Raw genomic sequence first — 25,697 nt, forward strand, 5'->3', positions numbered from 1 at the left:
CAAAAAAAAACAGCCTTTCGGCTGTTTTTTAATAACTTAAACGTTGAAACGGAAATGTAAAACATCACCATCTTGAACGACATAAGTTTTACCTTCAAGACGCCATTTTCCAGCTTCTTTAGCGCCAGCTTCGCCGTTGTATTGAACAAAATCGTCATAGGCAATGCATTCTGCACGAATAAAGCCTTTCTCAAAATCAGTGTGAATCACACCAGCAGCTTGAGGAGCGGTCGCACCAATTTTTACAGTCCAAGCACGGACTTCTTGAACGCCTGCAGTGAAATAAGTCTGTAGGCCAAGTAAGCCATAACCTGCACGAATAACCACGTTAAGACCTGGTTCTTCCATGCCCATCGCTTCTAAGAATTCAGCACGCTCATCATCTTCAAGCAAAGAGATTTCAGCTTCGATTTGGTTGCAAAGCGGAACTACAATAGCATTCTCTTCTGCCGCTAATTTTTTAACAGCATCAAGGTGCGGATTGTTTTCAAAACCATCTTCAGCAACGTTAGCAATATACATTGTTGGTTTAAGGGTTAATAAACCAAAGCCACGAACTAATTTGCGCTCGTCGTCATCAAGATCAGCTGCGCGAGCAGGGCGACCTTCATCAAGTAATGGCTGAATTTTTTCTAGTACAGCTTTTGTTGCAACAGCTTCTTTATCACCACCTTTCGCAGACTTTGCTAAACGTGTAACCGCTTTTGATACTGTTTCTAAATCTGCTAAAGCAAGCTCAGTGTTAATAGTTGCAATGTCATCAAGTGGGTCAATTTTGCCGTTCACGTGAATAACATTTTCGTCTTCAAAACAACGTACTACGTGTGCAATTGCATCAGTTTCACGAATGTTGGCTAAGAATTGGTTCCCTAAACCTTCACCTTTAGAAGCACCAGCAACTAAACCTGCGATGTCTACAAATTCCATTGTGGTTGGAATAACACGTTGAGGTTTAACAATATCAGTTAATTTATCTAAACGTGGATCTGGAACAGGAACGATGCCGGTGTTTGGTTCAATGGTACAGAATGGGAAGTTTTCTGCAGCAATAGCAGCTTTCGTCAATGCATTGAAAAGTGTAGATTTACCAACGTTCGGCAAGCCGACAATACCGCAATTAAAACCCATGAAAAGACTCACACAGTGTTATTTAAAAATTGTCGGTGATTTTACATCAAAGCCATGACAAAGTCAGGTCATGGCTTGGATGTTTCTCGAAAAGACAGATGAGACTCAATTGAATAGTGTGAATTAGATTTTACGTTTGTCCAAACTATGTGCCAATTGATCACCCAAAGCTTGAATCAGCATGACCAATACGACTAATACGATGATCACCGCCAACATAATTTGCATATCGAAGCGTTGGTAGCCATATCGGTAGGCGATGTCACCTAAACCACCCGCACCAATAGCACCCGCAATCGCAGAGGAATTGATCATGGTTACAAGCGTGACAGTAAAACCTGCAACAATACCAGGCAGTGCTTCTGGTAAAAGCACATGCCAAATAATTTGTTTGCGATTACAGCCCATGGCTTGTGCAGCTTCTATGAGTCCATGATCAACTTCTCGTAGACTGACTTCCGCAATACGTGCGAAAAAAGGTGTAGCCGCTATAGTTAAAGGTACAACCGCAGCCCATACCCCATAACTGGTCCCTACAATCAGTCGAGTGAAGGGAATGAGTGCCACCATTAAAATTAAGAAGGGAATAGAGCGCGTAATATTTACCACCCAACCCAAGGCATGATTGATTTTTTTTGATGGATAAATCCCATTTTCTGAGGTATTGACGAGGATTACAGCCATAGGCAATCCAATAAGAAGCGCTAAAAATGCAGAAATACCGACCATTAACAAAGTATCAATGGTACCCGTAATTAAAAGATCAATGAGCTGGTTGTGCATAGCCAAGCACCTCGATTTGTGATGTTTTATGGTGGAATTGCTTATGGAGTGAATGCACATCAACATCTAATTGAGGAATACCTACGATGAGTGAGCCAACCAAATGATGTTGAATGGTGTCTACATGGCTTTGATATAAATGCACAGGCAGTGCAATTTTAGAAAGTACATCATTTAAGTTGGGAGGATTTTTCAAATCAGTTGCATAGCTGATTTTCAAAATAGTATGCGTTAAATGTGCAGCTCGCTCTTGATGTAACTGGAATGGCAAATCAAGCTGTTCCAAATTGAGGAGTTCTTGTGTGATTTTTTGCTGGGGATGAGAGAAGACTGACCAAACTTGCCCTGATTCAACGATTTCACCTTGATCAATAACCACCACTTGATCACAAATTTCACGAATCATCTGCATTTCATGTGTAATGAGAACGATGGTGAGTCCTAATTTTTGATTAATTTCTTTCAGTAAAGATAGAACAACAGATGTGCTTTCTGGATCAAGTGCCGATGTTGCCTCATCGCACAATAGTATTTCAGGTTTACTGACCAATGCGCGGGCAATCCCAACACGTTGTTTTTGCCCACCCGATAATTGTGATGGATAGTGATGATGCTTTTCAGCTAAACCGACTAGATTTAAAACCTCATCCACACGAGTTTGAATCTCAGTAGCAGGCACTTTTGCGATTTTCAATGGAAGCGCGACATTTTCCCAAACTGTTTTGGCAGATAGTAAATTAAAATGTTGAAAAATCATGCCAATACGCTGGCGTAGGGCGATTAACTCATTGTGATTAAGCTGCCCTAGATCATGTTGATGTATATGAATACTACCATCAGAAATAGTTTCTAACCCATTTAAGGTGCGAATCAATGAAGATTTGCCCGCACCACTTTTGCCGATAATGCCGAAAATTTTTCCTTCGGGAATATCCAAATTAATGTTTTTGAGTGCGTGAACTTGTTTTCCTTGTACATCGTAATACTTATTTAAATGACGAATTGTAATATGGGGTACTGCAAATTCAATGTGTGAACCAAAACTCACCATGATCATTCTCCTTATTTCCAGCCTTCAAACCACAAACCTTGTCCAAAGTCTTTGTCTAGAATCTGACGGACTTTTGCAGAGTTTTGGAAGGTTTCAACCACAGTTTTTAATTTGTCATCCTGATCTTGATAATCTCGACGCGTTACAAACAAAATCGCAAATTTTTTATTAATCGGATCTAATAACAGTGCAGAAGTAGGATCAGCAACTTTTGCCATTTTCAAATAATGAGGAAAACCCATAATTAAGTCAGCTTCATTGTAAGCATGCGCGGTTTGCGGGCCTTCAACTTCAATAATCTTGAGTTTTTTAGGATTACTGATAATGTCTCGGGTGCTGGTGAGCTCATTATTAATATCTTTGACTTGAATTAAGCCTGCACGAGCCAGCAAATTTAAACCACGTGCCATGTTAACTGGATCATTCGGTACGACTACTTTCGCTTGATCAGGTATTTCCTGTAGGGATTGATATTTTTTTGAATAAAGTCCGACATGACTGCCTGAACCTTTCGCAAAAGGCACAAGGTCATAGCCTGTTTCACGCACTGCATTCGCTAGAAAAACACTTTGTTGAAAGAAATTAGCGTCAATATCACCATTTTGCACAGCAACATTGGGTGCTTGCCAGTCTGAAAACTCAATCAACTCGAGATTGATTCCTTGTGCTTTTACATCCTCAGCGACACTTTGCAATAATTCAGCATAGGGTGGGCTAATGCCGATTTTAATCACTTTATCATTTGAGTTTTGACTGATATAACGATATCCCACTAAGGCCGCCAGTACTGCGACGATGATGACTGCAATTTTGATGAATTTAGATGATTGAGTTGAAGTAGACATGAACACTCCTTATTTCCAGCCTTTGAACCAGAGTTTTTCACCAATATCCTCATTCAATGCTTGTTTAACTTTGTCTGAGCTTTGATAAATTTGGATAAATTTTTTCAGTTGAGCTGCTTTTTCAGGCTGAGTTTGTTCAAAGTCATCGCGAACAACAAATAAGATGGCATAAAGCGTGTTGTTAATTTCATCCAAAATTAAGGCATCATTCGGATCAATCGTTTGTGCTAAGCGTAGGTACATTGGATAGCTAAATACGAGGTCTGCATCATCTACGGCACGCGCAGTTTGCGGGCCTTCGACTTCAATAAAGTTCAATTTTTTTGGATTGGATTTAATATCTTTTAAGTTGGATAAGTGGTTGTTGGAATCCTTAAGTTGTATTAATCCAGCGTGTTGTAAGAGGAGTAGGGCGCGACCCTGATTCACAGGATCATTTGGCAGTACAACTCGAGCGCCATTTTTAACTTCACTAATCGCTTTATATTTTTTTGAATATAAACCGACATGTGTTCCTGAGCCGATGCCCAAGGGTTTGAGCTTAAAGTTGGTTTCTTTTAACGCATTATTCAAGAAAGGTTGATGCTGAAAATAATTTGCATCAATATCCCCATGATTTAGGGTGATGTTGGGTGTATTCCAATCTGAAAATTCTACCAAACGTACATGAATGCCTTGAGCCTTTGCTTCTTCAATTGCGGCTTGAAGTGGTTTTGCAAATGGTGGGCTAATGCCAATCACAATTTCTTGTTGATCATTTTTTTTCAAAAAGGACCATGCAAATGCTGCAATCACAATAATGGCGATTGCAACGCCGATCCATTTAAGTCGAGAAGACTGAGCTTGTGCCATAGAAAGACCCCTAAATATTAAAAAACTTAAGCAGAATGTTGGTGTATAGAAATTAAATTTGATTGTTGTGTATCTTGGTTTGAACTTGGACATCGGAAATGATGTGCAGGATGTGAATGTGGTAAATGATCTCCCGCATTGAATAGCTTGTGCCTTAAGCTACCCTCAGCATAGGCGGTCTTATAGCGACCACGTTGTTGGAGTTCAGGAATGACATAACGAATAAAATCTTGATGTGACTCTGGAGCGACTGTACGGGCAAGGTTAAAACCATCTAATCCAGAAATATCAATGAATTCGATTAGCTGTTGAGCAACTGTTGCTCCACTGCCAACAAATAAGGGATAACGTCCACCGAGTACATGCTGAGCTTTTAAATCTGCCAAAGTGACTTTGTTTTCCTTAAAGCGCTCATTTACAGAAACGATGCTATTGGTTTTTTTATATAGAATAGCATCCTCATCTTTTAGATGACCTAAGTCTGTTCCGATTGAGCTTGAGAAATGCGCAATGCCAGCTTCAGGACTTGCATATCGAATATATTCCTGTAGTTTTTCTTGCGCTTGTTGATCTGTTTCAGCAGTGACGACAGTGATGCCTGCAAATAATTTAATTGCTGTACCATCACGACCGTGTGAATGGGCTAATTGGCGAATCTTTTGTGTTTGAGACGCAATTTTTTCAGCGGTATCTCCACCAATAAACATGGCTTCTGCATGCCGAGTGGCAAACTGTAGTCCTTTAGGTGATGCTCCCGCTTGATATAGCACAGGTGTACGTTGCACTGAAGGCGAGACTTGGAAGACGCCGTGACTGTTATAGAACTCTCCTTGATGGTGGATCGCATGTACTTTACTCGGATCGGTAAAAATGCGATTGAGCTTATCTTGGATGACAGCATCATTTTCCCAAGAGCCTTCCCAAAATTTGTAGCAGAGTTCTAAAAATTCTTCAGCTTGTTCATAACGTAAATCATGATCTTTCAGTCCTTGCTGACCGACCAATCGCGCTGCGCTATCCAAATAGCCAGTGACGATATTCCATCCCAAACGTCCTTGGGTCAGGTGATCCAGACTCGCGAAGCGACGAGCAAATTGATAAGGCGATTCATAACTTAAGTTCACTGTAATACCGAAACCCAAATGCTGTGTGACGGCTGCCATTGCAGACACCAGCGTGCTTGGATCATGGCTCGGCAGTTGAATCGATTCTTTCAAGGTTAGATCAATGCCATTTTGATAGACATCGTAAACGCCAGTAATATCGGCAATGAATAATCCATCGAAAAGACCTTTCTCTAAAGTTTGAGCGAGTTCTGTCCAATAACTTAATTCATTAAATCGGTAGGATTGATCACGTGGGTGTGTCCAAAGTCCATGATTAATATGACCCACACAATTCATATCAAATGCATTGAACAGGATCTGTTTTTGAGGACTCGATTGAATTTTTGTCATTACAGCGTACCTCGTCTTGGGGGGAATACGCCGTTTAAAACATAATTGGCAATAAAAAAATATTTCCAACGCGCTGGATCATGCAAGGTATGAACGCGTGCATTTCTCCAGTATCGATCAAGATTATCTTTTCGTTGACTTCCACGGCTACCAGCCAGTTCAATCAGTTTTGACGAGACTTTTAGTGCAGTTTCGGTACTGTGTGCACGTGCTTTAGCCACTTGAATAGAAGCATGTGCAACTGAACGTTCTGAAAGGGCGACTTTGGCGTCTTGAACCGCTTGCGCTGCTTGTTTAAGTAGTAACTCAGTCGCCTTGACGTCTGTTGCAATTCGACCAATTTCGTACAGTGTCAAAGGGTCTTGAGTGGCATGTTCAACTTTTGCATCTATCCAAGGGCGTGCTTGACGAACGCGTATTAATGTTTCTTCAAAAGCAGCTCGAGCAATGCCTTTTTCGATTGAGGCATGAATAATTTGTGCAAATGGACCTGAAATGGTGGCAGTTGAATAAGCCAAATCAAAAGGGACTACATCCTCAGGGGCAATCTGTACATTTTCAAATTTAACCGTCCCACTGCCTGTGGTTCGTTGTCCAAATCCACTCCAATCATCTATTAGGCTTAAGCCCTTGCTATGACGTGGAACAAAGACCAGAAACTGGCGCTCTTGTTCATCACTAGCAAGGGTTGGAATACGGTGAGCGAATAGACTGCCAGTGCAATAAAATTTTTCACCATTGAGGACATATCCATTTTCAACTTGTCTTAAAGAGGTATAGCGTTGTGCTGCATTCTTAGTTTTAAACTCAGCCAAGGCATTTCCGAAGCGAGCACCTTGTAAAACTTCAGTAAATAAACGTCTTTTTTGAGCATCAGACCCAGTATTTCTCAAAATTTCAAGTGCATAGAAATGATTTTGTGGAATTTGACCGATAGAGCCATCTACACCACTCATTAATGCGATGATTTTTGTCAGTGTATGAATAGAAACATCGGCACCGCCATATTGTTGAGGTACTGTAATGGCCCATAAGCCAGATTGACTGTAAGCTTCGATTTCTTCATGAGGAAGTTCACGATTTAAATCTCGCTCAGATGCACGGTGTTTAAACTTTTCTGCGAGTTCGTGTGCGACTTTTAATGCTTCTTCATCAGAGCGAATAATATGCGCTGGTCTATAGCTGCCTGATTCTTGGATCTCTAAAGCTTGTAAAGATGACATGATGACTCCTTAAATCCAGGCATGACGTGCAGGAAAAGTATGGTTTAAGTAATACGAACCCAGCGCGTGAATTTTCCAGCGAATGGGATCATGAAGGGTATGTACACGTGCATTTCGCCAGTGTTGATCAAAATTATGAACATTGAGGCTAGCGCGACTTCCTCCGAGCTCAATCAACTTTTCTGAGATATGCAGTGCAGCATCATTGGCATAGACTTTAGCTTCAGCAACTTTGATCGAAGCTTCAGCAATCTGTTCATCAGAGAGTTGTTCAAGCACACTGAGTGAATCTAAATAATCAGCTGCTTCATCGAGCAAAAGAATGGCGGCATCTAACAAAACATTAGCTTTGCCAACTTCTTGTAAGGTGAAATGCTCATTACTGGCACGTTCAACTTGTGCATCCACAATTGGGCGTGCTTTACGGATCGCAAACAACATGTCCTCAAACGCTGCTTCAGCAATACCGACATCGATTGCAACTTGCATCAGCTGTGAAAACGCGCCTCTAAAATTAGGGACGTTCAATAATTTTCTTTCATCAAAAATCAGTAATGGATCAACTTGAACATGCTCTAAAATCACTGTGCCACTTGAAGTGGTACGTTGACCAAATCCATCCCAGTCATTGATCACTTCGACACCAGTGGATTCACGGTTCACTAAAACTAAAACCACGTGACCTTCAGGGTGTATTGCTTTGATGGCTAACCAATGTGCAAATGAACTGCCTGTAGAATAGAATTTTTTTCCTGAAACTCGATATTTCCCATCCTCAAAAACAAGGCGTGTGTCTAAAGTCTTGGTATCTTTGGTATGTCGTTCTGGCCCCCCATTGGCAAGACGCTTACCTTTTAAAATTTCGTTGAAAATAAATTGCTTTTGTTCATGGCTTCCCATGATGTTGATCATATTGAGCAAAGCAATTTGATTTTGTGGAATTTGCCCTAAACTTGAATCCGCTTTATTTAGAATACGAAATACTTGGGCAAGGGTACGATGAGAGACTTCAGCACCGCCATAGACGTGGGGGATGCGTAAGCCTCCTAAACCTTTTTGGCTGAATAATTCAATTTCTGCAAATGGTAAAGCTCGTTGTTGGTCACGCTGATTGCGACCTTCGAGCGCATAATCAGCAACATGATAGGCTGCATGAATGGCATCTTGATCATTTTCAATAACATGAACATTTTCAGTAATTAAACGAGACATAGATCAATTCCTCTTTGAGGAGATATACGCTACGCCCATAGAATATTTTTTTTAAATGCTGGTTTTCGTTGAACTATTCAAAAAAAATGCTTAAGACAAATATAGATATCGATTGAAAAATATTAGAAAACTTAAAATTTTGATTAATAATGAATTTTAATAAATTTCAGTGCTCTAAACACGTTGAATTCATTTAGACTTTGCAATAAAAAAGATAAAGATTTGCTAAACATTTATAATTTAACGGATTCATATTTCCAAAAATAACAATTTAAGTTGCAATTGATGCATTATCACATTGTGTTTTGGCATAGGGTTGCATAAAGTAAGCAAAACAATAAATCCTATGATTGATCAAGACTTCGGAGATTTTATGCGCATCCTTTACCAGTTTCCTTTATCTCACTTTTGTGAAAAAGCTCGCTGGTTACTTGATCATAAGGAATTGGATTATGTTGCTCAAAATATGATTCCGGGCGTACATCGTGCATTCGCAAAATTAAAAACAGGTCAAAACTCTCTGCCGATATTACGTGATAAAGAAAAGTGGATTGCAGATTCAACCCAAATTGCCCTGTATTTGGATGATGTCTATCCAGAGCATTCATTGCTCAGATCAGATTTAAAGTTAAGAAAAAAAGCAATTGAAATTAATGACCTGACTAATCAATTGGGTGTGTCAGTGAGGCGGTGGGGGCTTGCTCAAGCTTTATCTGAAAGCGATGAGCCGCTAGAAATCATGATCGGTGAAAAAGGATATCTGAGAAAATTTCAAAAGATCAGTAAGCTACTTATTAAAACTTTAGTTTCAACCAGCTACCAACTTGATGATGAACAAGTTGCGCTTGCTAAAGAAAATATGCATGAAATTATTTTGCAGTTAAACGATCAATTGATTCAGAATCAAGCTCGATATATGGTGGGAGATCGTTTGGGTTTGGCAGATATCGCCGTTTGTTCAATGCTTGCTCCACTACTTGAGATCTCTGGTACACCTTGGGAAAGAGAATATCATCAGCCAGTTTCATCTGAATTTGAGGATTATCAAAATCAATTGCTTGATTTGCCGATAGGACAATATGTTAAACGTATTTATGCCAATGAACGAAATGCGCGGGTAGATTGGCGCGGGATATAATAGAGCATATTTTCTGTTATATTGTCTGATTGGTTAATTTATTTTCATTTTAATCGATATTTTTGAAAAAATAACGCATAATCATTTTGTGCCATGAAAATATTGAGAAGAAGATGGAATTAGATCGTTACGATAAACAAATTTTAGAAATTCTTACGCATGAAGATTTGAATCTGAACGAGCTTTCGGAGCGTATTAACCTGTCTGTAAGTTCAGTGCACCGTCGTATTAAACACCTCATTGAAACCAATATCATGACAAATTTAAAGCGTGATATTAATTATCAAAAATTGGGGTTTAATTTACATGTGTTGTTACAAGTATCATTGAGTAAGCATGACTCAGATACTTTTGCAAAATTTTTAGATGAACTTAAAAGTATTCCTGAAGTGATCAATGCTTTTTTAGTCACAGGGCAATCTGCTGATTTTATTATAGAAGTTGTTGCTCGTGATATGGAAAATTATAGCCAGATTTTGTTACAGCGCATTGGTAAAATTGATCATGTTGTGGCATTGCATTCAAGCTTTGTCATTAAAGAATATGATGTATTTAACTGTCATGGTTTATTGAGTAAAGCATAATTCAAGCAAATACAAAATAAAGACGACCATCAGTTATAAAAAAACGCACCTGAAGGTGCGTTTTTCTAATTCTGAATATAGATTAAGCATCCAATTGTGCTAAAACTTCTTCAGAGAATTCAACGTTGGTATATACGTTTTGAACATCATCTAAATCTTCAAGCATATCAATCATTTTCATGATTTTTTTCGCTTGATCGATATCTGTGATTTCTGCTTTAGTTGAAGGGTTCATCACCACTTCTGCATTGTCAGATTTTAAACCTGCAGCCGCTAAAGCATCTTGCACTGTACCAAAAGACTCTGGTGTAGTGATCACAAGAATTTCATCTTCTGTCACTTCAATGTCTTCTGCACCAGCTTCCAACGCAACGTCCATAATTTGGTCTTCTAAAGAAACATCTTCAAAAGTAATTTCACCACGTTTTGTGAAAAGGAAAGCAACTGAGCCGTTAGTACCTAAGTTACCATCTGTTTTAGAGAAGCAGTGACGAACATCTGGTACGGTACGGTTTAAGTTATCAGTCATTGTCTCCACAATAACGGCTACACCACCAACACCATAACCTTCGTATGTGACTTCCTTTAAATCATCATTGTCTTCACCACCAGCACCACGCTGAATGGCACGGTTGATGACATCACGAGTCATGTTAACGGACAATGCTTTTTCAACAACTGCACGAAGACGTGGGTTGCTTGCTGCATCTGGACCACCGAGTTTTGCAGCTGTAACAATTTCACGAATATATTTTGTGAAAACTTTACCACGACTAGCATCTTGTTTAGCTTTACGATGCTTAATATTGGCCCACTTGGAATGACCCGCCATGCGAAATATGCTCCTTGTAGATTGGCCTTATGCCTAATCAAATCTGCGAAATTCTACCATAAGGGCTTTTTTTTAATAAAGACCCTTATTTTAGCAATTGATCAAGATCAGGCTTTATTCTTCGGTTCAGGAATAATAATGTCTAAACCTGTATATGCCTTATAAAGTTCCTGAATCAATTTCAAATCATGATCTAACTCTGATGGCATGATTTTGCCAAAAATTCCGCCTTGTTTAGTTTTTTGGTTTACAAACAAGAAAACGATAGGGACGTTTGCCGCTTTTGCGATATGCCAAAAACCAGTGCGGATCGGTTTACGTTGCTCACCATTTTTTGCACGAGTCGCTTCAGGAGCAATTACGAGATTAAATTTATCATTGGAATTGAAGTGTTCAACCATTTGCGCCACGATATCTTTATTTGAGTGACGGTCAACTGGAATACCGCCAACTCCTTCTAGAATTGGCTTAAAAGGTCCTTTGAATAGTTCTTTTTTAATTAGTGTGTGAATCGGGATATCATAGATTTGAAACAGTGCGATTGAGAGTACAGCATCCATCATCGTGGTATGTTCAAAACCGATAATGACTTGTTTATCACCAAGAACATTCGGTTCAACATGATATTTGACACCAGCAAGTTTAAATGCCATTTCGGCAATGTGTTTTTTCATGATTCACAGAGATATTTGAATTTTATATGGCAGAGTTTCTTACTTCATTTTAAAAAATTCAATCCCTTTAGTAATAAATTATAGAAAAATTGACTACTAAATTTAGATTTTATCTGCAAACTTTACATCCTCGACGCTTACCGAAAATTCATAATTTTTCACATATTTGTGACTGAAATTCTATAGATGATCAAGATCGTACGTGATTTGTAAACTGCGATGAATAAATTTTGGTCAAGCTGAAGATAAAAAAATGAAAAACCTTGTTTTTGAATTTGATATTGGCTAGTATTCTGATTCGAAAATACTTGAGAAATCAGTATTTATAGGGCCTATAGCTCAGTTGGTTAGAGCAGCGGACTCATAATCCGTTGGTCGACAGTTCAAGTCTGTCTGGGCCCACCAAATTTTTTAAGGACTTACAGTAATTGTAAGTCCTTTTTAATTTCAGGCTGTGGCACATTTGTGCCATAAAGCATGGAGCTTACAACTTCAGCATGTCTACTTAAGTTTGCTGGAGCTAAGTGAGCATACCTTCTGACCATCTCAGAACTTTGCCAACCGCCCATCTCCTGAAGATCATATAAGGGTGTGCCATTTTGTACTAACCAGCTCGCCCAAGTATGTCTTAGATCATGCCAACGAAAGTTGACTATTCCAGCTCGTTCTAAAGCTTTCCGCCAAGCCCGTGTATTTATATTTCCAATAGGCTTTTTACGGTATGTAAAAACATATTCTGGATGATTCCCAAGCTGACTTTTAAGCAAATTAACTACATGTTCACTTAATGAAACATGGATATCTTCTTTACCTTTTGCTTGATCACCGTAAATCCATGCCGTTTTTCGCTTTAAATCAACTTGTTGCCAAGTAAGATTTAAGATATTGGCTTGTCTTAGTCCAGTTGAAAGAGCAAATACCGTTACTATTTTCTGATGGTGAGGTAGCTCATCAAGTAAAATCTTAACCTGATCAGCCGTAATCCATCTAACACGGCGTTTGATTTCTTTATACATTCTTACTTTCGGTGCTTTATCAATCCATTCCCACTCATTACAAGCCTTATTAAGAATTGCTCGAATTAAGGCAAGGTATCGATTTGCAGTTGCAGCACTCGCTTCTCGTTTTTTAATTTCTCCTATCGAAATAATATCGTCGCGAGAAATATCCATTAGGATTTTCCCTCGAAGAAATTGCTGTAACCAAGTTAATTTACTGACATCGTCTTGGTGCGTACTTTTATGCTGAGTTTCATCTAACCACCTTATACCAGCTTGATCCCAAGTATAAGTCGGTTTATCCCCCAGTTTTTGTACTCGCCAAAATTCAGCTTTTAATCGATCATGGAATTCTTGCGCTTCGATTTTGTTTTCCGTTGCAGTAGTACGTCTAATGCGCTTACCGCCTGGTGTGGTGAAGTCGACCCACCAAGTGTTGTTGCGTTTGATAAGTGACATTTTTTTAACTCCGTTGGTGAAGTCACTTGCAACGCTTGCCTAGGATTAGCATAAAGCGAGCGTAAATATTCAGCAAGATCATCTTCTATAAATACCCACAATTTCGCTGGTTTAGCTGCTGGAATTTGGCCTAATTTGGCTCTTCTACGCAGTTCCTCAGGGTGCATGTGCAGAAGAGCTGCTGCTTCGAGAAGGCTTAGCGTTTTCATGTGCTTCACCTCTTTCTATAGTTCGATCTGATACTGAGCGTCAGGACTTACTGCATAATCTAGACTGGTATCTTTTTGCTTTGATCGTCCCATTTTTTGTTCAAGCTGTTGCTCATTTTCTACAGTGCAATAGAAATGGGTTCGATGTCTGGCTCGACTAGCTGCAACATAGCTCCATTCCCGATCGACCATTAAATTTGAAGTCAACACAAAGGCTTGATCCACTGTCATACCTTGCGCCTTATGTACGGATAAAGCATAAGCATGGTCAATTGCTGTGTAGGCTGATTTTATGTTTTCATCATCAGTTAAACTGAATTCAACTATTTTGCTATCTTCTCGTTCAACCTGAAATTGCCAATGACCATCTTGATTAATCTGAATCTTTTTCAGTATCCCGACATCACCATTGGTGATTCCCAACCTACGTTGGTTCTTGTAAAATAGAATCCGATCACCTACGGCGAATTCACGGAAAGAATGTACATTGTTGTGAATAGTTTCAACCTCACAACTTGCACCCAATTGTCCTGATTTATGCATTTTTAAACGAGCTGCTTGGTTGAGTTGATATAAATCACTTCGTGTTCCAGCCAGCATCAAAGTAGATGCAGAAGGCTGTTCTAATTTGGTTTGCCACCAATCCTCCACCAATTTTCGTATTGTTTCTTCTTGAATAGGTTGAACATGCAATTTTCCTTGCTTTCGCATCAAATCGAGAGCTTGTTGGCTTTGTCCTGATGCCAATTGCATAACAATTTTTCGATCTACTAATTCTTTCTGACGTTGAATATTTTGCAAAGAGGCATAGCCAAGATTTTGTGCCAGTAAACGAAAAGCCCCACCTGCATCAATTGGTTGTAGTTGCTGTGAATCACCAATCAAAACAACTTTTGCCTTTACTTGATCTGCATAATCAAGTATTTGTGCTAATTGTCTTGACCCAACCATGCCAGCTTCATCAATCACCAATACTGTTTTATTTGTCAGTTCTGTTTTTTTAGTATTGAGTTGATGAATCAATGAATGCAAAGTTTGCGATGGAATTTGTGTAGATTCTTGTAGACCTTGGGCTGCTTTTGCTGCAAGAGTTGCACCTCGTACGTCTAAACCTACATTTTCCCATGCTAGATGTGCAACACCGAGCAAGTAGCCTTTCCCTGTGCCAGCCATACCTTGAATAATTTTGACGCCACCAAATTGAGTTGTGATATGTTCTAAAGCTACTCTCTGCTCTCTGGTCAAATTAGCATGTTTAATCAAGAGGGGATCAAAAACAATTTGATGCTGCGTTTCGTGTTGTCGTTGTTTTGCTTGGTCAAGTAAATGCTTTTCTAAAGCGATTTGTGTTCGCGTGGTAAAACGCAACTCGGTTTGATCAAGCCCTCGATCTAATCTAGGGTTTATAGATTGTAGTCGTACCAATTCAGAATTTTTCAATATCTCATCAACATACTGGTTAATACCCTCAAAATTCTTATGACCTTGGGCTGCAACGGCTACCGCATGATACAATTGCTGTGGTGTAAAGGTAGACATTTGTTGATGCAATTCGCCAAATATTTCCATTGGAGTTAGTAGTGAATGCTCTGTTGATAGAAAATTTTGGCATTGCTGCACTAAATTAGATTGATAGCCCAATTGCATTGCTTCACTTTGCCATTGTGCAAATAGCTGAGAACGTGAAATTTCACCTGTTTTGTTTTCACGAGTAGCAAAAGTAGCAATTTGCATACCTTGCGCACTAGTTACACCATGTATTTCGGCTTGTTCAAGGATGGCTGTTCTACGTTTAGAAAAGGCATCACATAGGTTTTTCGGGATGCCATTAATAGAAAATGACTTATTCATCTCTGGCTCAATATTAAAACCGAGTTTCTGTAATTCATATGCTAGTTCGGCACGATAAACAGCACCTGTTGCCAACTTCCATCTTGAATCAAAATCAATTGCACACACTGAACCATCTGCTCGTAAACCAAGATTGGCAACAAGGACATGGGTATGTAATTGTGGGTCTTGTGAGCGACTCGTACTGTGTTCGTATGCAGCGGCAATAACCTGATTGATTGAACCTGACATTTCTTCACGATCACGGTTACTAAATGCGTATTTTTCAAGGAATCTAACCCCAGCTTCAACTGCCTTTTTTTGTGCATTTTGAATTGCTGTTTTGGTTTCAGCATCAGCCAATGCCCAAGCGGTTGAGACACTTTTAGGGGCAGAAAATGTCATATCCCATCCTGATTTATGTGACTCACCAGCATTTGAGGCCAAAGCCTCACCCGATATAGGATGATAGCCTTGTAACATTTTTCCTAATTCACCTAAACTTAGTTCACCATTGAGATAGAGTGTAGATTGTAATTGCCCTAACCAATATCCGGATGGCTCTCCACCCAATTCATAGTAATCTTCAGTTGCCAAACTTTCATAATACGTTGCCACTTGTGAGCTACTAGAGATAGATTTAAAACTCATCATGACTCATTCTCCGAATCCTTGCTTTTTTTAATCAAGCGTTTTTTATCCGAAGAAACAGTGGCTTGAACCACATGATCAGTGACACTTGCAACAGGATTTCGATCAATCCATTCAGCGAGTTCTATACCTTCACGGACTTTTTCAAACTTTTTGATAGGCCAATTCAAGCGAAGTACAGCGTCCCAGCCAGTTATTGTTATCCATCCATGGATGCCGCTTTGTAGTGTAGGTTGTGATAATTGTGAAATTTCAGACGGTGCAACCAATCGTTGTGCTTGCGTCAATGGAATTCGGTTGCCGGTTTCATCAAAATCCTGTGTGAAGATTTCACGATCACCAATCAGTTTTGATGCAAAATCAGCACCAGTGCCCGATCCCATACTTAAAATGATTTTTGTCTGCATCATACCAATGAGCGAGTTGACTTCATGCTGTCCATAGTTATCTACAAGTAAATCAAAATCTTGAATGCCCAACCAAATGCAAGCACCTTTACTTCTTCCAAGCGCAGCTAAATTTTTTAATTGTTCAATATAGGGGACTTGAGCAATTTCATCGAGGACAAAATGGATACGCTTTGATGAAGAATCCGAAAATGTAGGAGACAAAATAAGTTGGCTGAGCACACTCAATACTGAACAAATATAAGTGTCACTAATAGTTGGGAAAGCTTTACTCACTTGTAATAAAAGAATTGGTCTTTCTTGAGAGTTATCTTTAATCCATTCTCTCAAGCTAAACCCACCATTTGTCGATGGCCAAGCCTGAGAGAATTGGCGTAAATGAGATAAATTCGACATTAAATTAAATTCAACACTATCACTTGTTTTGCTATCTTCTCGGAAAATCTTAAGTCCGGACGGATAATATTTTTGAAACTCTGTGATAGTTTGTCCACGTGACCATTCGAGACACTCAGCTAAAAGCCTCCAATCCCAATGCACACCATGTCTGCGCTGTAAACAAACGATATAACCAATTAATGCGACTCTACTTGCATCGCTGAATACAGCATTTTCACCTTGTACTCTTGGGATCATTGCATGAGCTAGTAGACCTGCATCAGTCTCAGTTAAGATATCTTTTGAGATATCCCACGCAACACCACGATTGTCCCATAATGCTAGAATAGTAGATTGGTCTTTACTAAATAATTCAGTAAAATCTCCTTTATTATCAAGTAACAGTATTTTTGCATTAGATTGTTGTTCCAATGTATCTAGCAACATTTGTTTCATGATCTGGGTTTTACCGGCACTTGGTGCGCCGATAAATGCTATACCTTTGGTTTCAGCCGCTTTGGGTAGTCGGATTTGTGGGTGAATCAACATACCAGTAGGCAAATCAGCAGACTGAGCTTGCTTATCAAGAACCTTTACTTTACGTTTTGCATAACTGACAGCTTCTTTACCTGATAACAGCACATTTCCTCTCGCATGATATTGATCACGAGGCTTCGAACATGCATAACCTAGAAAACCTGAGATAGGTAATGCTATAACTAATGGCATGTAAAAATGCCAGAGGAATAAGGTTTTATAGCCAGACATATTCAGCAGTGCTGCAATTTCTAACCATGATTTGGTCTCCATACCCAATGTTGACAACGTGCATCCCCATAAGGCTTTTGGTAACAACGACCAATCTGTCCACACGATATCCTGTGTCATAGGTATTTGTATATTCCAAGAGAGAAATTGAAGTGCTACAGACGTAGCCAGGAAAGTAATCCCTGTAATAACCGCGCCCTGCTCAAATCGAAATTCTTGATTTTTATTTAGTTCATTTTTCATGTTTAGTTTCCTTCAACATCAAATTCAGAAAGTTTGTTGATAATTTGATTTTGACCTTGGCGTAACAATTTCATTTGAGTTTCAATTGCCATAAGTTTTTCTAATAGGAGATCCTTGTGACTCGATTGGCTAGTAGCCAGAATATGACGAACCACATCAGCTACAGTTATTGCTTCACGTTCAGCTTGTCTCTCAAGAGAAATTGCAAGCGCGAGAGGTACTCGGACCGCAATTGGTTTAGTTTTCATTTGTCTCTCCAAGGAGTAACTGTGTAACAGTCCATAAGGCGTTGATTTGTAATGTGAACTGTGTAGAATGGTTACAGCCAATGCCATGAATTTTGGTGCCTTTTGCCAAAGTTGGCGTCAGGTGTATAACTATTCCCAAATCAATTTCATTTGGGTTCTTAATTGTTTTATTCATAAGTACTCATCTAGTGATTAAGATAAGCTGATCTTATTTTTTTTGTTTTTATACTCTCTATGCAATTATTCGGAAAATTGTATTTTCAAGTTTTTTATAGGAATCGAAAAGTGTCATTTGACCAATATACTGAGGCTTTTTTAAATGGGAATTTGGAAAGAGATGCCCGTCGAGCAGATTGTGAAATAGAGTTTTCAAAGCTTAAGAAACTGATAATGGAAAATAAAATTATCGTAGCAAAGAGAGGCACAAAAGCATTTGGTAAATTAAATATTTTGCCTCTATTTTGTGAAATATTTTCAGAAAAATTTTCTTACTACCTTGAAAAATTTCCAACAATTAAAAAAGACTTATATAATTTTGGAGTGACAGAAAATCTAACAGAAATGCTTACAGATAAATTTATGTGTTATGATTTTTCAGAATTAATTTATAAAGTCTACAATCTCCACTCGTTAAAATTAGATCAGGCAGTATGGTCGACTCAAAATATAGAAGATAAGAGTCAATCGAAAAAATTAGTTGAATTTCTACATTTAATTTATGAAATTACCCACTTTTTTTCTAAAGGACAAATCTTAGAAAAGGGGCTAGATTTTGATGATCATCATAGGGTTAATGATCGTCGAGAACAAATAGATTGGTGTGCATATTGTTTTAGACGCGTCAAATCGATCGGAAAACAAAGACCTCTACAAGTTTTGGCTAATCTTCACGATCAAAGATTCCCTGAAATTAAATCAAGAAAAAATGTACAGTTATTATGCGAGAGACATAAGTCTAGTAAAGAGAATGACTCTTTCTATCGAAGTGCAAGAAAAAATGCTAAAAGTATGTCTGAGGAAGATCGTCAATATATAGATCAAATTCATTCTGAAAGAAGATTATATGAAGTTGTAAATTTTAATAAGCCAGTTGACCATAAAATGACTACTGAACAGTGGGAAATGAGTAAGTCAAAATGGCTTGGATATCTCAGTGAACTTTGCCCTTATATTGCCGATCTTTCGGACATTAACAGTTGGGATGAATTCACAACCAAATTCCATTTACTACTCGATAATGAGTTTGAAGACACACAGGTACCGTTATTTATTGAAGATATTTATATGGAAGCAAAAATATGGATTGAGCTTCAAAGAAATCATTATAAGAATGATAAAAGAAGAAAAAGCCTTTAAAGTTGATTGTATGTGTCAAATATTTTAATTGGCTATAATCATCATAAAATTATAGCGTTATATATTTATTGGGGGTAGTAAAATGAGCGCGGACTCAAAAAAGCAAAGCAATCCGTTTTCAACAGGTGGAGGCGGTGTAAATTTTGAAACTAGAGTTCAAGCATCATTTGCTATCGCACTACTTACTCAATCTTGTGTTCCATGTTTGTCTCAAAATATGAGGCCTCAAGAACTAAAATTCCAAAATAAATATGATGGTTCGAATACTGATGATTTTGTTTTAGTCGCATCAGATAAATTGGGTAATAAAAGTAAATTATATGCTCAAATAAAACATGAAATAACAATAAGTGGCTCGATTGGAAGTGATGAAAATAGTTCTATTTTTTCAGATGTTATAAAGAGTGCATGGGAAGATTTCCAGAAGGATTCTTTTGATAAAAAAAATGATGCGATTGCTTTAATCACAGGACCACTTCCTAAGCTGGATATAGCCAATATGCTTCCACTCTTAGAATGGGCTAGGTATTCATCAAGTGCATCAGACTTTATTAAAAAATCAAATACTAAAGGATTTACTAGTGCAGCAAAGCTAAAAAAGTTAGAGGCTTTAAGAAAGCAGTTAGATCATGCTAATGGTGGTCAGGCAATAACTGACGAACAGTTTTGGGAATTTCTTCGAGTTTTTTATCTAATTTCTTTTGATTTAGATGCTAAACATTCGGTAATTGCTCACTTATTATGTTCACTTATTCAATGTCATTCTAATGAATCACCGGAACTTATATTATCTAAAGTCATTACGTGTGTTCAGGAATATAACCAGAATGCAGGAACACTAACGCTTGAAAATATTCCTCAAGAGGTTAGAGATTTATTTCAAGTTAATAGTAAAGTTAATTTTGAAATGGATTTTCTTAAACTCCAAGAGCGTGGACGTCACATTTATGATGGTATTTCAAACAAAATCCAAGGCTTTCATGTTAGTAGAGATGATTATTTACTAGAAATTTCAGAAGCTTTTGATACAAGTGATTTCGTATTTGTAACAGGATCTAGAGGTTCTGGAAAATCAGGCATAGTAAAAGATTTTATTTCAAGCAAAGGTAAGGATGTCCCAGTTTTTTATCTTAGAGCTGAAGACTTAGACCGAACTCATCTTAATGATGTTTTCTCATCTATCGGTATGAGTTCAACCTTAGGTCAAATTGAAGGATATTTTTCTTTACTTCCTAAGAAAATTCTAGTTATTGAGTCTATTGAAAAAATTTTAGAACTTGACCATCAAGAAGCATTTATTGATTTACTTCAGTTTATCCGTCAACAGGAAGGATGGACCATCATTGCGACAGGACGTGATTACGCGTTTCAACTGCTTTGTTTTAACTTTTTGCAACAGAATCAGATCAATTTCACCAGTGTAAACATTGAAGGTTTTTCTGAGGAACAAGTGCAACTAGTTTGTGAACATATTCCTGAGCTTAAAACATTAATATCAAATGATGCATTAGTAGATATTCTTCGGATACCATTTTTTATTGATATTGCTGTTCGTGCGATAAGTAACGGCGCACAATTTCAAACAGGTGATACTGAAATTGATTTTAGAAAGAATGTTTGGTCTTCAGTTATTGCTAAAGATCAAGACCGAAAATTTGGTATGCCAATAAAACGTAGAAAAACATTTATTGAAATTGCTACACAGCGAGCAAAAAAAATGGTGTTTGGTATTGCAGCAGATCAATTTGATCCAGTAGTAATATCTAAACTTGAAGAGGATAACTTAATTTATCGAGATTCAAAAAATTCAACTATCAGCCTCCCCCATGATGTACTAGAGGATTGGGCATTAGAGGAATTTATTGAAGATAAATATGAACATAACATAGATAATTTGGATGAATTTTTATCTGCTATAGGTAATGAGCCTGCTATATGTAGAGCTTTTAGATTGTGGTTATACCATCGATTGCAATTTGATGAATCTACTTATGATTTTGTTGATGATATATTAACCAATGATAATATTGAAAGTTTCTGGAAAGATGAAACTATTGCGGCAATTTTACAGCATAATTCTCCAAATATATTTTTACAGTCTATGAAAGATAATCTTCTTAATAATGATTGTGCTTTATTGATTCGTTTTTGTTTTATTTTGAGAATTACTTGTCAAAAACCAAATTCTCATTTTACTGATTCACTCACATTAGATAAGAAATCTGGAATACTCCGGACGTTATTTTTAGTACCTTACGGTAAAGGGTGGGGAGCCCTATTTAATTTTATCTACGAGGTTAGAAATGAATTAAGTAAATCTATCCATAATCAAATTATTGAGTTAATTAATGAATGGTATGGTGCTATAAACATTAACGATGATCTTCCGACAGAATCTAGAATCGTTGGTTTAATAGCTCTTTGGTTATTAGAGCCTTTAAAGGATGATTACCAAAATAAAATTGGTAGAAAAAAAATCATTAGTGTTTTACTTAAAGTCTCTCCATCAATAGAAGCAGAATTTGATCAGTTAATGGTACAAGATGTTTTTGTTTCTAAAGTTAATCCTAGAAGATTGAGTTATGTAGAACAATTAACAAGTTTAGCTTTAGTTGGAATACATGTACCAATGTTATGTAAGAACCGGCCTGATTTTATTATTAAGCTAGCAATGCATGAATGGTTACTACAAGAAAAAGAAAGTGATGAGTGGTCACGATACAACAGAATAGAGATAGATGAATCTTTTGGGCTCGATAAAGATAGAGATTTCTCTCCATCTAGTGGTTTAAAAGGACCATTTATATATTTATTGAAATATCATCCTAGAAAGGGTTTAGATTTTATTCTTGAATTATGCAATCTAAGTGCAGAAACTTATGCTCAATCTGAGTTTGCAAATCCTTCAGCAGAACATTTATATGTAGGTGAAGTGACAGTCAAACAAATTGAGTTAAAACTGAACGATGAAATGCTTATAAAACAGTACGCATCTCCTTACTTATGGAAAGGTTATCGAGGACAATCGACCTTACCTAATATACTACAGTGCGCTCTCATGGCTTTGGAAAATTGGTTGATAGGCTATGTTAGTAATTGTGGTGAGGAAAATCAAATTGAGTGGATTTATAATCATATATTAAAAAATAGTAACTCTGTAATGACTACTTCTGTTTTATCGTCAGTAGCTGTTGGATTTCCAGCTAAGATTGGAAAAGCAGCATTTCCAATCCTAAATAATCCAGATATGTACTCTTTAGATTTGGCTCGAATGATACAGGAAAGAGGCAAAAATACGCTTAATTGGTTTGGATATTTTCGAAATGATGTAATGAGTGAAGTCTATGCAGAGGAGAGAAAAGAAGCAGCTCTTAGACCTTGGAGAGGAGAGTCATTAGAGAACTTATTAATGAGACTACAATTAGACTCTGAGTTGCGAGAAGATGCATTAAAAATCATAGATCAGCTTAAAGTTGAAGCTTCTGGTAGGAATGAAAAAAATATTAGATATTTAGTCCATAGAGTAGATTCAAGAACTTGGGATGTTATTAATGATGAAGAAAATAATCGAATTGTGTTTAAAACTTCCTCTGAACTCCCTGAAGATTTAAAACAAGATCAGAAGCAGGTTACGGAAAAGCATAGTGCAAATATTTCAATAATTAGTTTGAATTTATGGGCAAGTATATTATTTAAAGAAAAACAATTTAAGTCAGAGTATTTTGCTTCATATAAGGAGGGATTAGAAGCCGCAAAGCAATTATTAGTCGATCTTCAAAATCGAAAAATTCATGATTTTTCAGAAATGGCAGTTGAAACAATTACAACTGTGGTGGCTGTTTGCATTCGTGATGATATAGAAAGTTTAAGTAGTGAAAACATAGAGTGGTGCTTAAGTATAATTATGGAAGCAGTCTTTATGCATGCGGATATTACAGAAGGTTCATCTCAGTATGATCGAACAGATCATTACGGTTCAAGTGCATGCGCTTTTGTTTTGCCAAAGTTATTAGCATTACCTCTAGATGCAGAGCGAATAGATAATTTAAAACTTGCTTTAGCGACAGCTTTAACACATCCAAATGTTAATGTTTGTGCCTCGGCAGCCAAAGGTGTGAGAGAGTTTCTTTGGCCAATTGACAGTAAATTAGCATCTGATTGTCTAAGTGGAGTTGTTGAATATGCTAAGTTTAGAAAAGAGGAAATGGATAGTCATGCGCTTTATTATTTACAAGGAGAGAAATTAAAAGTTGCCCTTGAAAATAAAAAAACTCAGATAGTAAATTTTCGTCTCAAATTAATTGCGGGAGATTTTAAATTTAGTGTCGATGATATTTCCTTGGAAAGCCATTCATCATGGTTTATTCATTTACCTATGTTAATGATTCCGCTTGGATCTACAGAGCTTCAACAAATTAATCTGATCAAAAAAATTGTAAATTTTGTTTTTGACTCTGAATACAAAAATTATAAGTCAAATGATGATGAAAATATAAATCATGATATCAAAAAGTATATTCAAGATACTTTTGTTGAACATGTTATCTATTCAAAGAATTACAATTTTATGCCTTATAAAGAGCTAATAATTTCTGGGTGTTTACGGGCACCAAGTTTTATTTATTCAGTGAAATTATCATTTGACGTTGCTGCAGAGAAAGAAAATGATTTTGATGCTATATGGTCACTATGGAAAGTTATAGAGCATGAATTACATAAGATCGCTCTAAATGATGTTAATGATCCTTATCAAGGCCTACAGAGTGACTTAAATAAATTGCTACGCGGGGAGCTTTATGCAGATACTTCATGGCAAGGGCATGAAAGTGATAGAAAATGTATGGAAAAAGGTGTTGAGCATTTACTTGGGTTTGCTAAGCAATCTGCAAATAACAGTCATGTTTTCATGGCTTTATCTTCGCTGATATATCATTTTTATGATTTGTTTTTTGACAAGGGTATTCAAATTCTAGCTGAAAAATTTACCAATGACTCTGCTCTGATAGCAAAGCAGGTTAACACTGCATTCTATTTAGAAATGTCTATAGCAAGATATTTGCAAGTAGAAAATCGAGGAATGTTGAGTCGTAGAATGTATAAGATTTGTCTTGTTCTCTTAGATGGTCTCGTAGAAACGGGTTCTGCACGAGCCTATTACCTACGAGAACATCTGGTTCGTTCTAGGAAAATTACTGCTTAAAGTATGGTTCATATTTCTTTTATAGTGTGACACATTTGTGTCATGACATTAATAAAATATGCTTTAGTTACATTGGTTTCAATTGATAAATACGCAGGCAAGCGATGTAAGTGATTGATTTATAAGTTTACATATTGGTGTGTTTCGGACTCATAATCCGTTGGTCGACAGTTCAAGTCTGTCTGGGCCCACCAAATTTTATACTTATATAGCTTTATATAAGATCCAAACCCTTAATTCTAAAAGAGTTAAGGTTTTTTTATTGCTTTGTTTAACGTCATATAACTTCATATGGGAACACGCTCTGTGTATCCTTGTTTGTATCCTAAATGGCTTTGTTGCACAAAGATTTGAAAGGCAAAGTGCCCCTAATTGAGCTAAATTTAAGGCGTAACTTGGGTAAGTGGTCAACCTAATTCCGTAAATCTGTTGAGGACTGCTACACGTGCATGAACCTCATTGACTTGGCTATCAAAGCTCCTTGCACTGAGTTTATCTCCTAATAATTTGATGCAGTGCATTTTAGTCTCAACCAAACTTCGGCGATGATAGCCTGACCATTTTTTCCATAGTGTCCTACCTAAACGTTTAACTGTTTGAAGTAATTCATTTCGCTCTAGTGAGCTTCTCTTTTTATCTTTCCATGGTTTCGCATTTTTTCTAGGTGGAATCACCGCATGCGCTTGCCGATCTGCAATGGCCTGACGGCATTGCTTGGTGTCATAAGCTCCATCGGTATAAACAGAGTCAATCTGCTCATCTTGTGGAATCTGATCAAGTAAATCACCTAGTACCTGTGAATCACTGATATTATTGGTTGTGAGCTGAATAGCACGTATTTGAAAAGTTTCAACATCTATAGCAATATGTAGCTTACGCCATTGGCGACGATATCCAAGTCCATGTTTCTTGCGTTTCCATTCGCCCTCACCTAGAAACTTCAAGCCTGTAGAGTCCATGAGTAGATGCAGCCCATAGCTACTTTTTTGGTAGCTGATTGCAATATCAATATACTTTTGTCTTCTACAAAGCGTACTGTAATCTGGCGCTGTCCAATTTAATCCGCAAAGTTTAATCAGACTTTGCACAAAGCCAGTGACCATACGTAAAGACAGACGAAATAAGGATTTAATCATTAAGCAGCATTGGATGGCTGCGTCGGAGTAGGTTT

General features: G+C 37.5%; 21 protein-coding genes and 1 tRNA gene. 5 read left to right on the forward strand and 17 right to left on the reverse strand.

Going from position 1 to position 25,697, the window contains the following annotated elements; genetic code table 11:
• Positions 1-36: 36 nt before the first annotated feature.
• From ychF to BMW42_RS02260, 8 genes are all read right to left on the reverse strand, one after another.
• Entirely contained in the window at positions 37-1,128 is a 1,092-nt protein-coding gene (gene ychF / locus BMW42_RS02225) for a redox-regulated ATPase YchF (RefSeq protein WP_092766234.1), read from the reverse strand.
• A 123-nt stretch (positions 1,129-1,251) separates the two neighbouring features.
• Complete coding sequence (locus BMW42_RS02230) at positions 1,252-1,911, reverse strand: methionine ABC transporter permease (RefSeq protein WP_092766235.1); 660 nt, start codon at positions 1,909-1,911, stop codon at positions 1,252-1,254.
• On the reverse strand, positions 1,892-2,962 hold the full coding sequence (locus BMW42_RS02235; RefSeq protein ID WP_092766236.1) for a methionine ABC transporter ATP-binding protein: 1,071 nt from the start codon (positions 2,960-2,962) through the stop codon (positions 1,892-1,894). Before BMW42_RS02235 ends, BMW42_RS02230 begins: the two co-directional genes overlap by 20 nt.
• Before the next feature lie 11 nt (positions 2,963-2,973).
• Positions 2,974-3,807, reverse strand: coding sequence for a MetQ/NlpA family ABC transporter substrate-binding protein (locus BMW42_RS02240; protein ID WP_092766237.1), 834 nt, complete (start codon positions 3,805-3,807; stop codon positions 2,974-2,976).
• Positions 3,808-3,816: 9 nt separating this feature from the next.
• Positions 3,817-4,659: a MetQ/NlpA family ABC transporter substrate-binding protein gene (locus tag BMW42_RS02245; RefSeq protein ID WP_092766238.1), complete on the reverse strand. Its 843-nt coding sequence runs from the start codon at positions 4,657-4,659 to the stop codon at positions 3,817-3,819.
• A gap of 26 nt (positions 4,660-4,685) precedes the next feature.
• Positions 4,686-6,116, reverse strand: coding sequence for an LLM class flavin-dependent oxidoreductase (locus BMW42_RS02250; RefSeq protein ID WP_092766239.1), 1,431 nt, complete (start codon positions 6,114-6,116; stop codon positions 4,686-4,688).
• Positions 6,116-7,339: an SfnB family sulfur acquisition oxidoreductase gene (locus tag BMW42_RS02255; protein ID WP_092766240.1), complete on the reverse strand. Its 1,224-nt coding sequence runs from the start codon at positions 7,337-7,339 to the stop codon at positions 6,116-6,118. Before BMW42_RS02255 ends, BMW42_RS02250 begins: the two co-directional genes overlap by 1 nt.
• 9 nt (positions 7,340-7,348) lie before the next feature.
• Positions 7,349-8,551, reverse strand: coding sequence for an SfnB family sulfur acquisition oxidoreductase (locus BMW42_RS02260; protein WP_092766241.1), 1,203 nt, complete (start codon positions 8,549-8,551; stop codon positions 7,349-7,351).
• 373 nt (positions 8,552-8,924) lie between these two features.
• On the opposite strand from BMW42_RS02260, the gene BMW42_RS02265 reads away from it, so the two are divergent.
• Together BMW42_RS02265 and BMW42_RS02270 are read left to right on the forward strand one after the other, a co-directional pair.
• Positions 8,925-9,689, forward strand: coding sequence for a glutathione S-transferase family protein (locus tag BMW42_RS02265; RefSeq protein WP_092766276.1), 765 nt, complete (start codon positions 8,925-8,927; stop codon positions 9,687-9,689).
• 113 nt (positions 9,690-9,802) lie between these two features.
• Positions 9,803-10,273: an Lrp/AsnC family transcriptional regulator gene (locus tag BMW42_RS02270; RefSeq protein ID WP_035264497.1), complete on the forward strand. Its 471-nt coding sequence runs from the start codon at positions 9,803-9,805 to the stop codon at positions 10,271-10,273.
• A gap of 82 nt (positions 10,274-10,355) precedes the next feature.
• On the opposite strand, the gene BMW42_RS02275 is transcribed toward BMW42_RS02270, so the two are convergent.
• Both BMW42_RS02275 and BMW42_RS02280 read right to left on the reverse strand, forming a co-directional pair.
• Positions 10,356-11,105: a YebC/PmpR family DNA-binding transcriptional regulator gene (locus BMW42_RS02275; RefSeq protein WP_035264495.1), complete on the reverse strand. Its 750-nt coding sequence runs from the start codon at positions 11,103-11,105 to the stop codon at positions 10,356-10,358.
• 107 nt (positions 11,106-11,212) lie between these two features.
• Positions 11,213-11,779, reverse strand: a complete 567-nt coding sequence (locus tag BMW42_RS02280; protein ID WP_171260667.1) for a 1-acyl-sn-glycerol-3-phosphate acyltransferase — start codon at positions 11,777-11,779, stop codon at positions 11,213-11,215.
• A 328-nt stretch (positions 11,780-12,107) separates the two neighbouring features.
• On the opposite strand from BMW42_RS02280, the gene BMW42_RS02285 reads away from it, so the two are divergent.
• Positions 12,108-12,184 (forward strand) — tRNA-Ile (locus BMW42_RS02285).
• 14 nt (positions 12,185-12,198) lie between these two features.
• On the opposite strand, the gene BMW42_RS02290 is transcribed toward BMW42_RS02285, so the two are convergent.
• The 6 genes from BMW42_RS02290 to BMW42_RS02310 are packed head-to-tail and all read right to left on the reverse strand — an operon-like array spanning position 12,199 to position 18,145.
• Complete coding sequence (locus BMW42_RS02290) at positions 12,199-13,227, reverse strand: tyrosine-type recombinase/integrase (protein ID WP_416224310.1); 1,029 nt, start codon at positions 13,225-13,227, stop codon at positions 12,199-12,201.
• A complete protein-coding gene (locus BMW42_RS14950) occupies positions 13,113-13,445 on the reverse strand; it encodes a helix-turn-helix domain-containing protein (protein ID WP_416224306.1) in 333 nt (110 codons plus the stop codon). The genes BMW42_RS02290 and BMW42_RS14950 overlap by 115 nt, the downstream gene beginning before the upstream one ends.
• Positions 13,446-13,460: 15 nt before the next feature.
• Positions 13,461-15,929, reverse strand: a complete 2,469-nt coding sequence (gene mobF / locus BMW42_RS02295; protein WP_092766244.1) for a MobF family relaxase — start codon at positions 15,927-15,929, stop codon at positions 13,461-13,463.
• Complete coding sequence (locus BMW42_RS02300; protein ID WP_092766245.1) at positions 15,926-17,722, reverse strand: type IV secretion system DNA-binding domain-containing protein; 1,797 nt, start codon at positions 17,720-17,722, stop codon at positions 15,926-15,928. Before BMW42_RS02300 ends, mobF begins: the two co-directional genes overlap by 4 nt.
• A gap of 2 nt (positions 17,723-17,724) precedes the next feature.
• Entirely contained in the window at positions 17,725-17,970 is a 246-nt protein-coding gene (locus BMW42_RS02305) for a hypothetical protein (protein ID WP_092766246.1), read from the reverse strand.
• Positions 17,960-18,145: a hypothetical protein gene (locus BMW42_RS02310; protein ID WP_092766247.1), complete on the reverse strand. Its 186-nt coding sequence runs from the start codon at positions 18,143-18,145 to the stop codon at positions 17,960-17,962. The genes BMW42_RS02305 and BMW42_RS02310 overlap by 11 nt, the downstream gene beginning before the upstream one ends.
• Positions 18,146-18,255: 110 nt before the next feature.
• Between BMW42_RS02310 and BMW42_RS02315 the strand changes: the two genes are divergently transcribed.
• Entirely contained in the window at positions 18,256-19,326 is a 1,071-nt protein-coding gene (locus BMW42_RS02315) for a hypothetical protein (protein ID WP_143047391.1), read from the forward strand.
• A gap of 82 nt (positions 19,327-19,408) precedes the next feature.
• Complete coding sequence (locus tag BMW42_RS02320) at positions 19,409-24,526, forward strand: hypothetical protein (protein WP_092766249.1); 5,118 nt, start codon at positions 19,409-19,411, stop codon at positions 24,524-24,526.
• Positions 24,527-24,933: 407 nt separating this feature from the next.
• Here BMW42_RS02320 and BMW42_RS02330 read toward each other — a convergent pair.
• The coding region (locus BMW42_RS02330; RefSeq protein ID WP_092766277.1) for an IS5 family transposase at positions 24,934-25,697 on the reverse strand (764 nt) is incomplete at its 5' end.

This window comes from Acinetobacter sp. DSM 11652, from assembly GCF_900109815.1.
In the GTDB taxonomy this organism is placed as follows: domain Bacteria; phylum Pseudomonadota; class Gammaproteobacteria; order Pseudomonadales; family Moraxellaceae; genus Acinetobacter.

Coding starts and splice junctions, on each gene's coding strand:
- BMW42_RS02275 (WP_035264495.1), bottom strand. CDS start 11,105: ATGGCGGGTCATTCCAAGTGGGCCAATATTAAGCATCGTAAAGCTAAA.
- BMW42_RS02230 (WP_092766235.1), bottom strand. CDS start 1,911: ATGCACAACCAGCTCATTGATCTTTTAATTACGGGTACCATTGATACT.
- BMW42_RS02270 (WP_035264497.1), top strand. CDS start 9,803: ATGGAATTAGATCGTTACGATAAACAAATTTTAGAAATTCTTACGCAT.
- ychF (WP_092766234.1), bottom strand. CDS start 1,128: ATGGGTTTTAATTGCGGTATTGTCGGCTTGCCGAACGTTGGTAAATCT.
- BMW42_RS02240 (WP_092766237.1), bottom strand. CDS start 3,807: ATGTCTACTTCAACTCAATCATCTAAATTCATCAAAATTGCAGTCATC.
- BMW42_RS02245 (WP_092766238.1), bottom strand. CDS start 4,659: ATGGCACAAGCTCAGTCTTCTCGACTTAAATGGATCGGCGTTGCAATC.
- BMW42_RS02320 (WP_092766249.1), top strand. CDS start 19,409: ATGAGCGCGGACTCAAAAAAGCAAAGCAATCCGTTTTCAACAGGTGGA.
- BMW42_RS02260 (WP_092766241.1), bottom strand. CDS start 8,551: ATGTCTCGTTTAATTACTGAAAATGTTCATGTTATTGAAAATGATCAA.
- BMW42_RS02280 (WP_171260667.1), bottom strand. CDS start 11,779: ATGAAAAAACACATTGCCGAAATGGCATTTAAACTTGCTGGTGTCAAA.
- BMW42_RS02310 (WP_092766247.1), bottom strand. CDS start 18,145: ATGAATAAAACAATTAAGAACCCAAATGAAATTGATTTGGGAATAGTT.
- mobF (WP_092766244.1), bottom strand. CDS start 15,929: ATGATGAGTTTTAAATCTATCTCTAGTAGCTCACAAGTGGCAACGTAT.
- BMW42_RS02255 (WP_092766240.1), bottom strand. CDS start 7,339: ATGTCATCTTTACAAGCTTTAGAGATCCAAGAATCAGGCAGCTATAGA.
- BMW42_RS02235 (WP_092766236.1), bottom strand. CDS start 2,962: ATGGTGAGTTTTGGTTCACACATTGAATTTGCAGTACCCCATATTACA.
- BMW42_RS02265 (WP_092766276.1), top strand. CDS start 8,925: ATGCGCATCCTTTACCAGTTTCCTTTATCTCACTTTTGTGAAAAAGCT.
- BMW42_RS02250 (WP_092766239.1), bottom strand. CDS start 6,116: ATGACAAAAATTCAATCGAGTCCTCAAAAACAGATCCTGTTCAATGCA.
- BMW42_RS14950 (WP_416224306.1), bottom strand. CDS start 13,445: ATGAAAACGCTAAGCCTTCTCGAAGCAGCAGCTCTTCTGCACATGCAC.
- BMW42_RS02305 (WP_092766246.1), bottom strand. CDS start 17,970: ATGAAAACTAAACCAATTGCGGTCCGAGTACCTCTCGCGCTTGCAATT.
- BMW42_RS02300 (WP_092766245.1), bottom strand. CDS start 17,722: ATGAAAAATGAACTAAATAAAAATCAAGAATTTCGATTTGAGCAGGGC.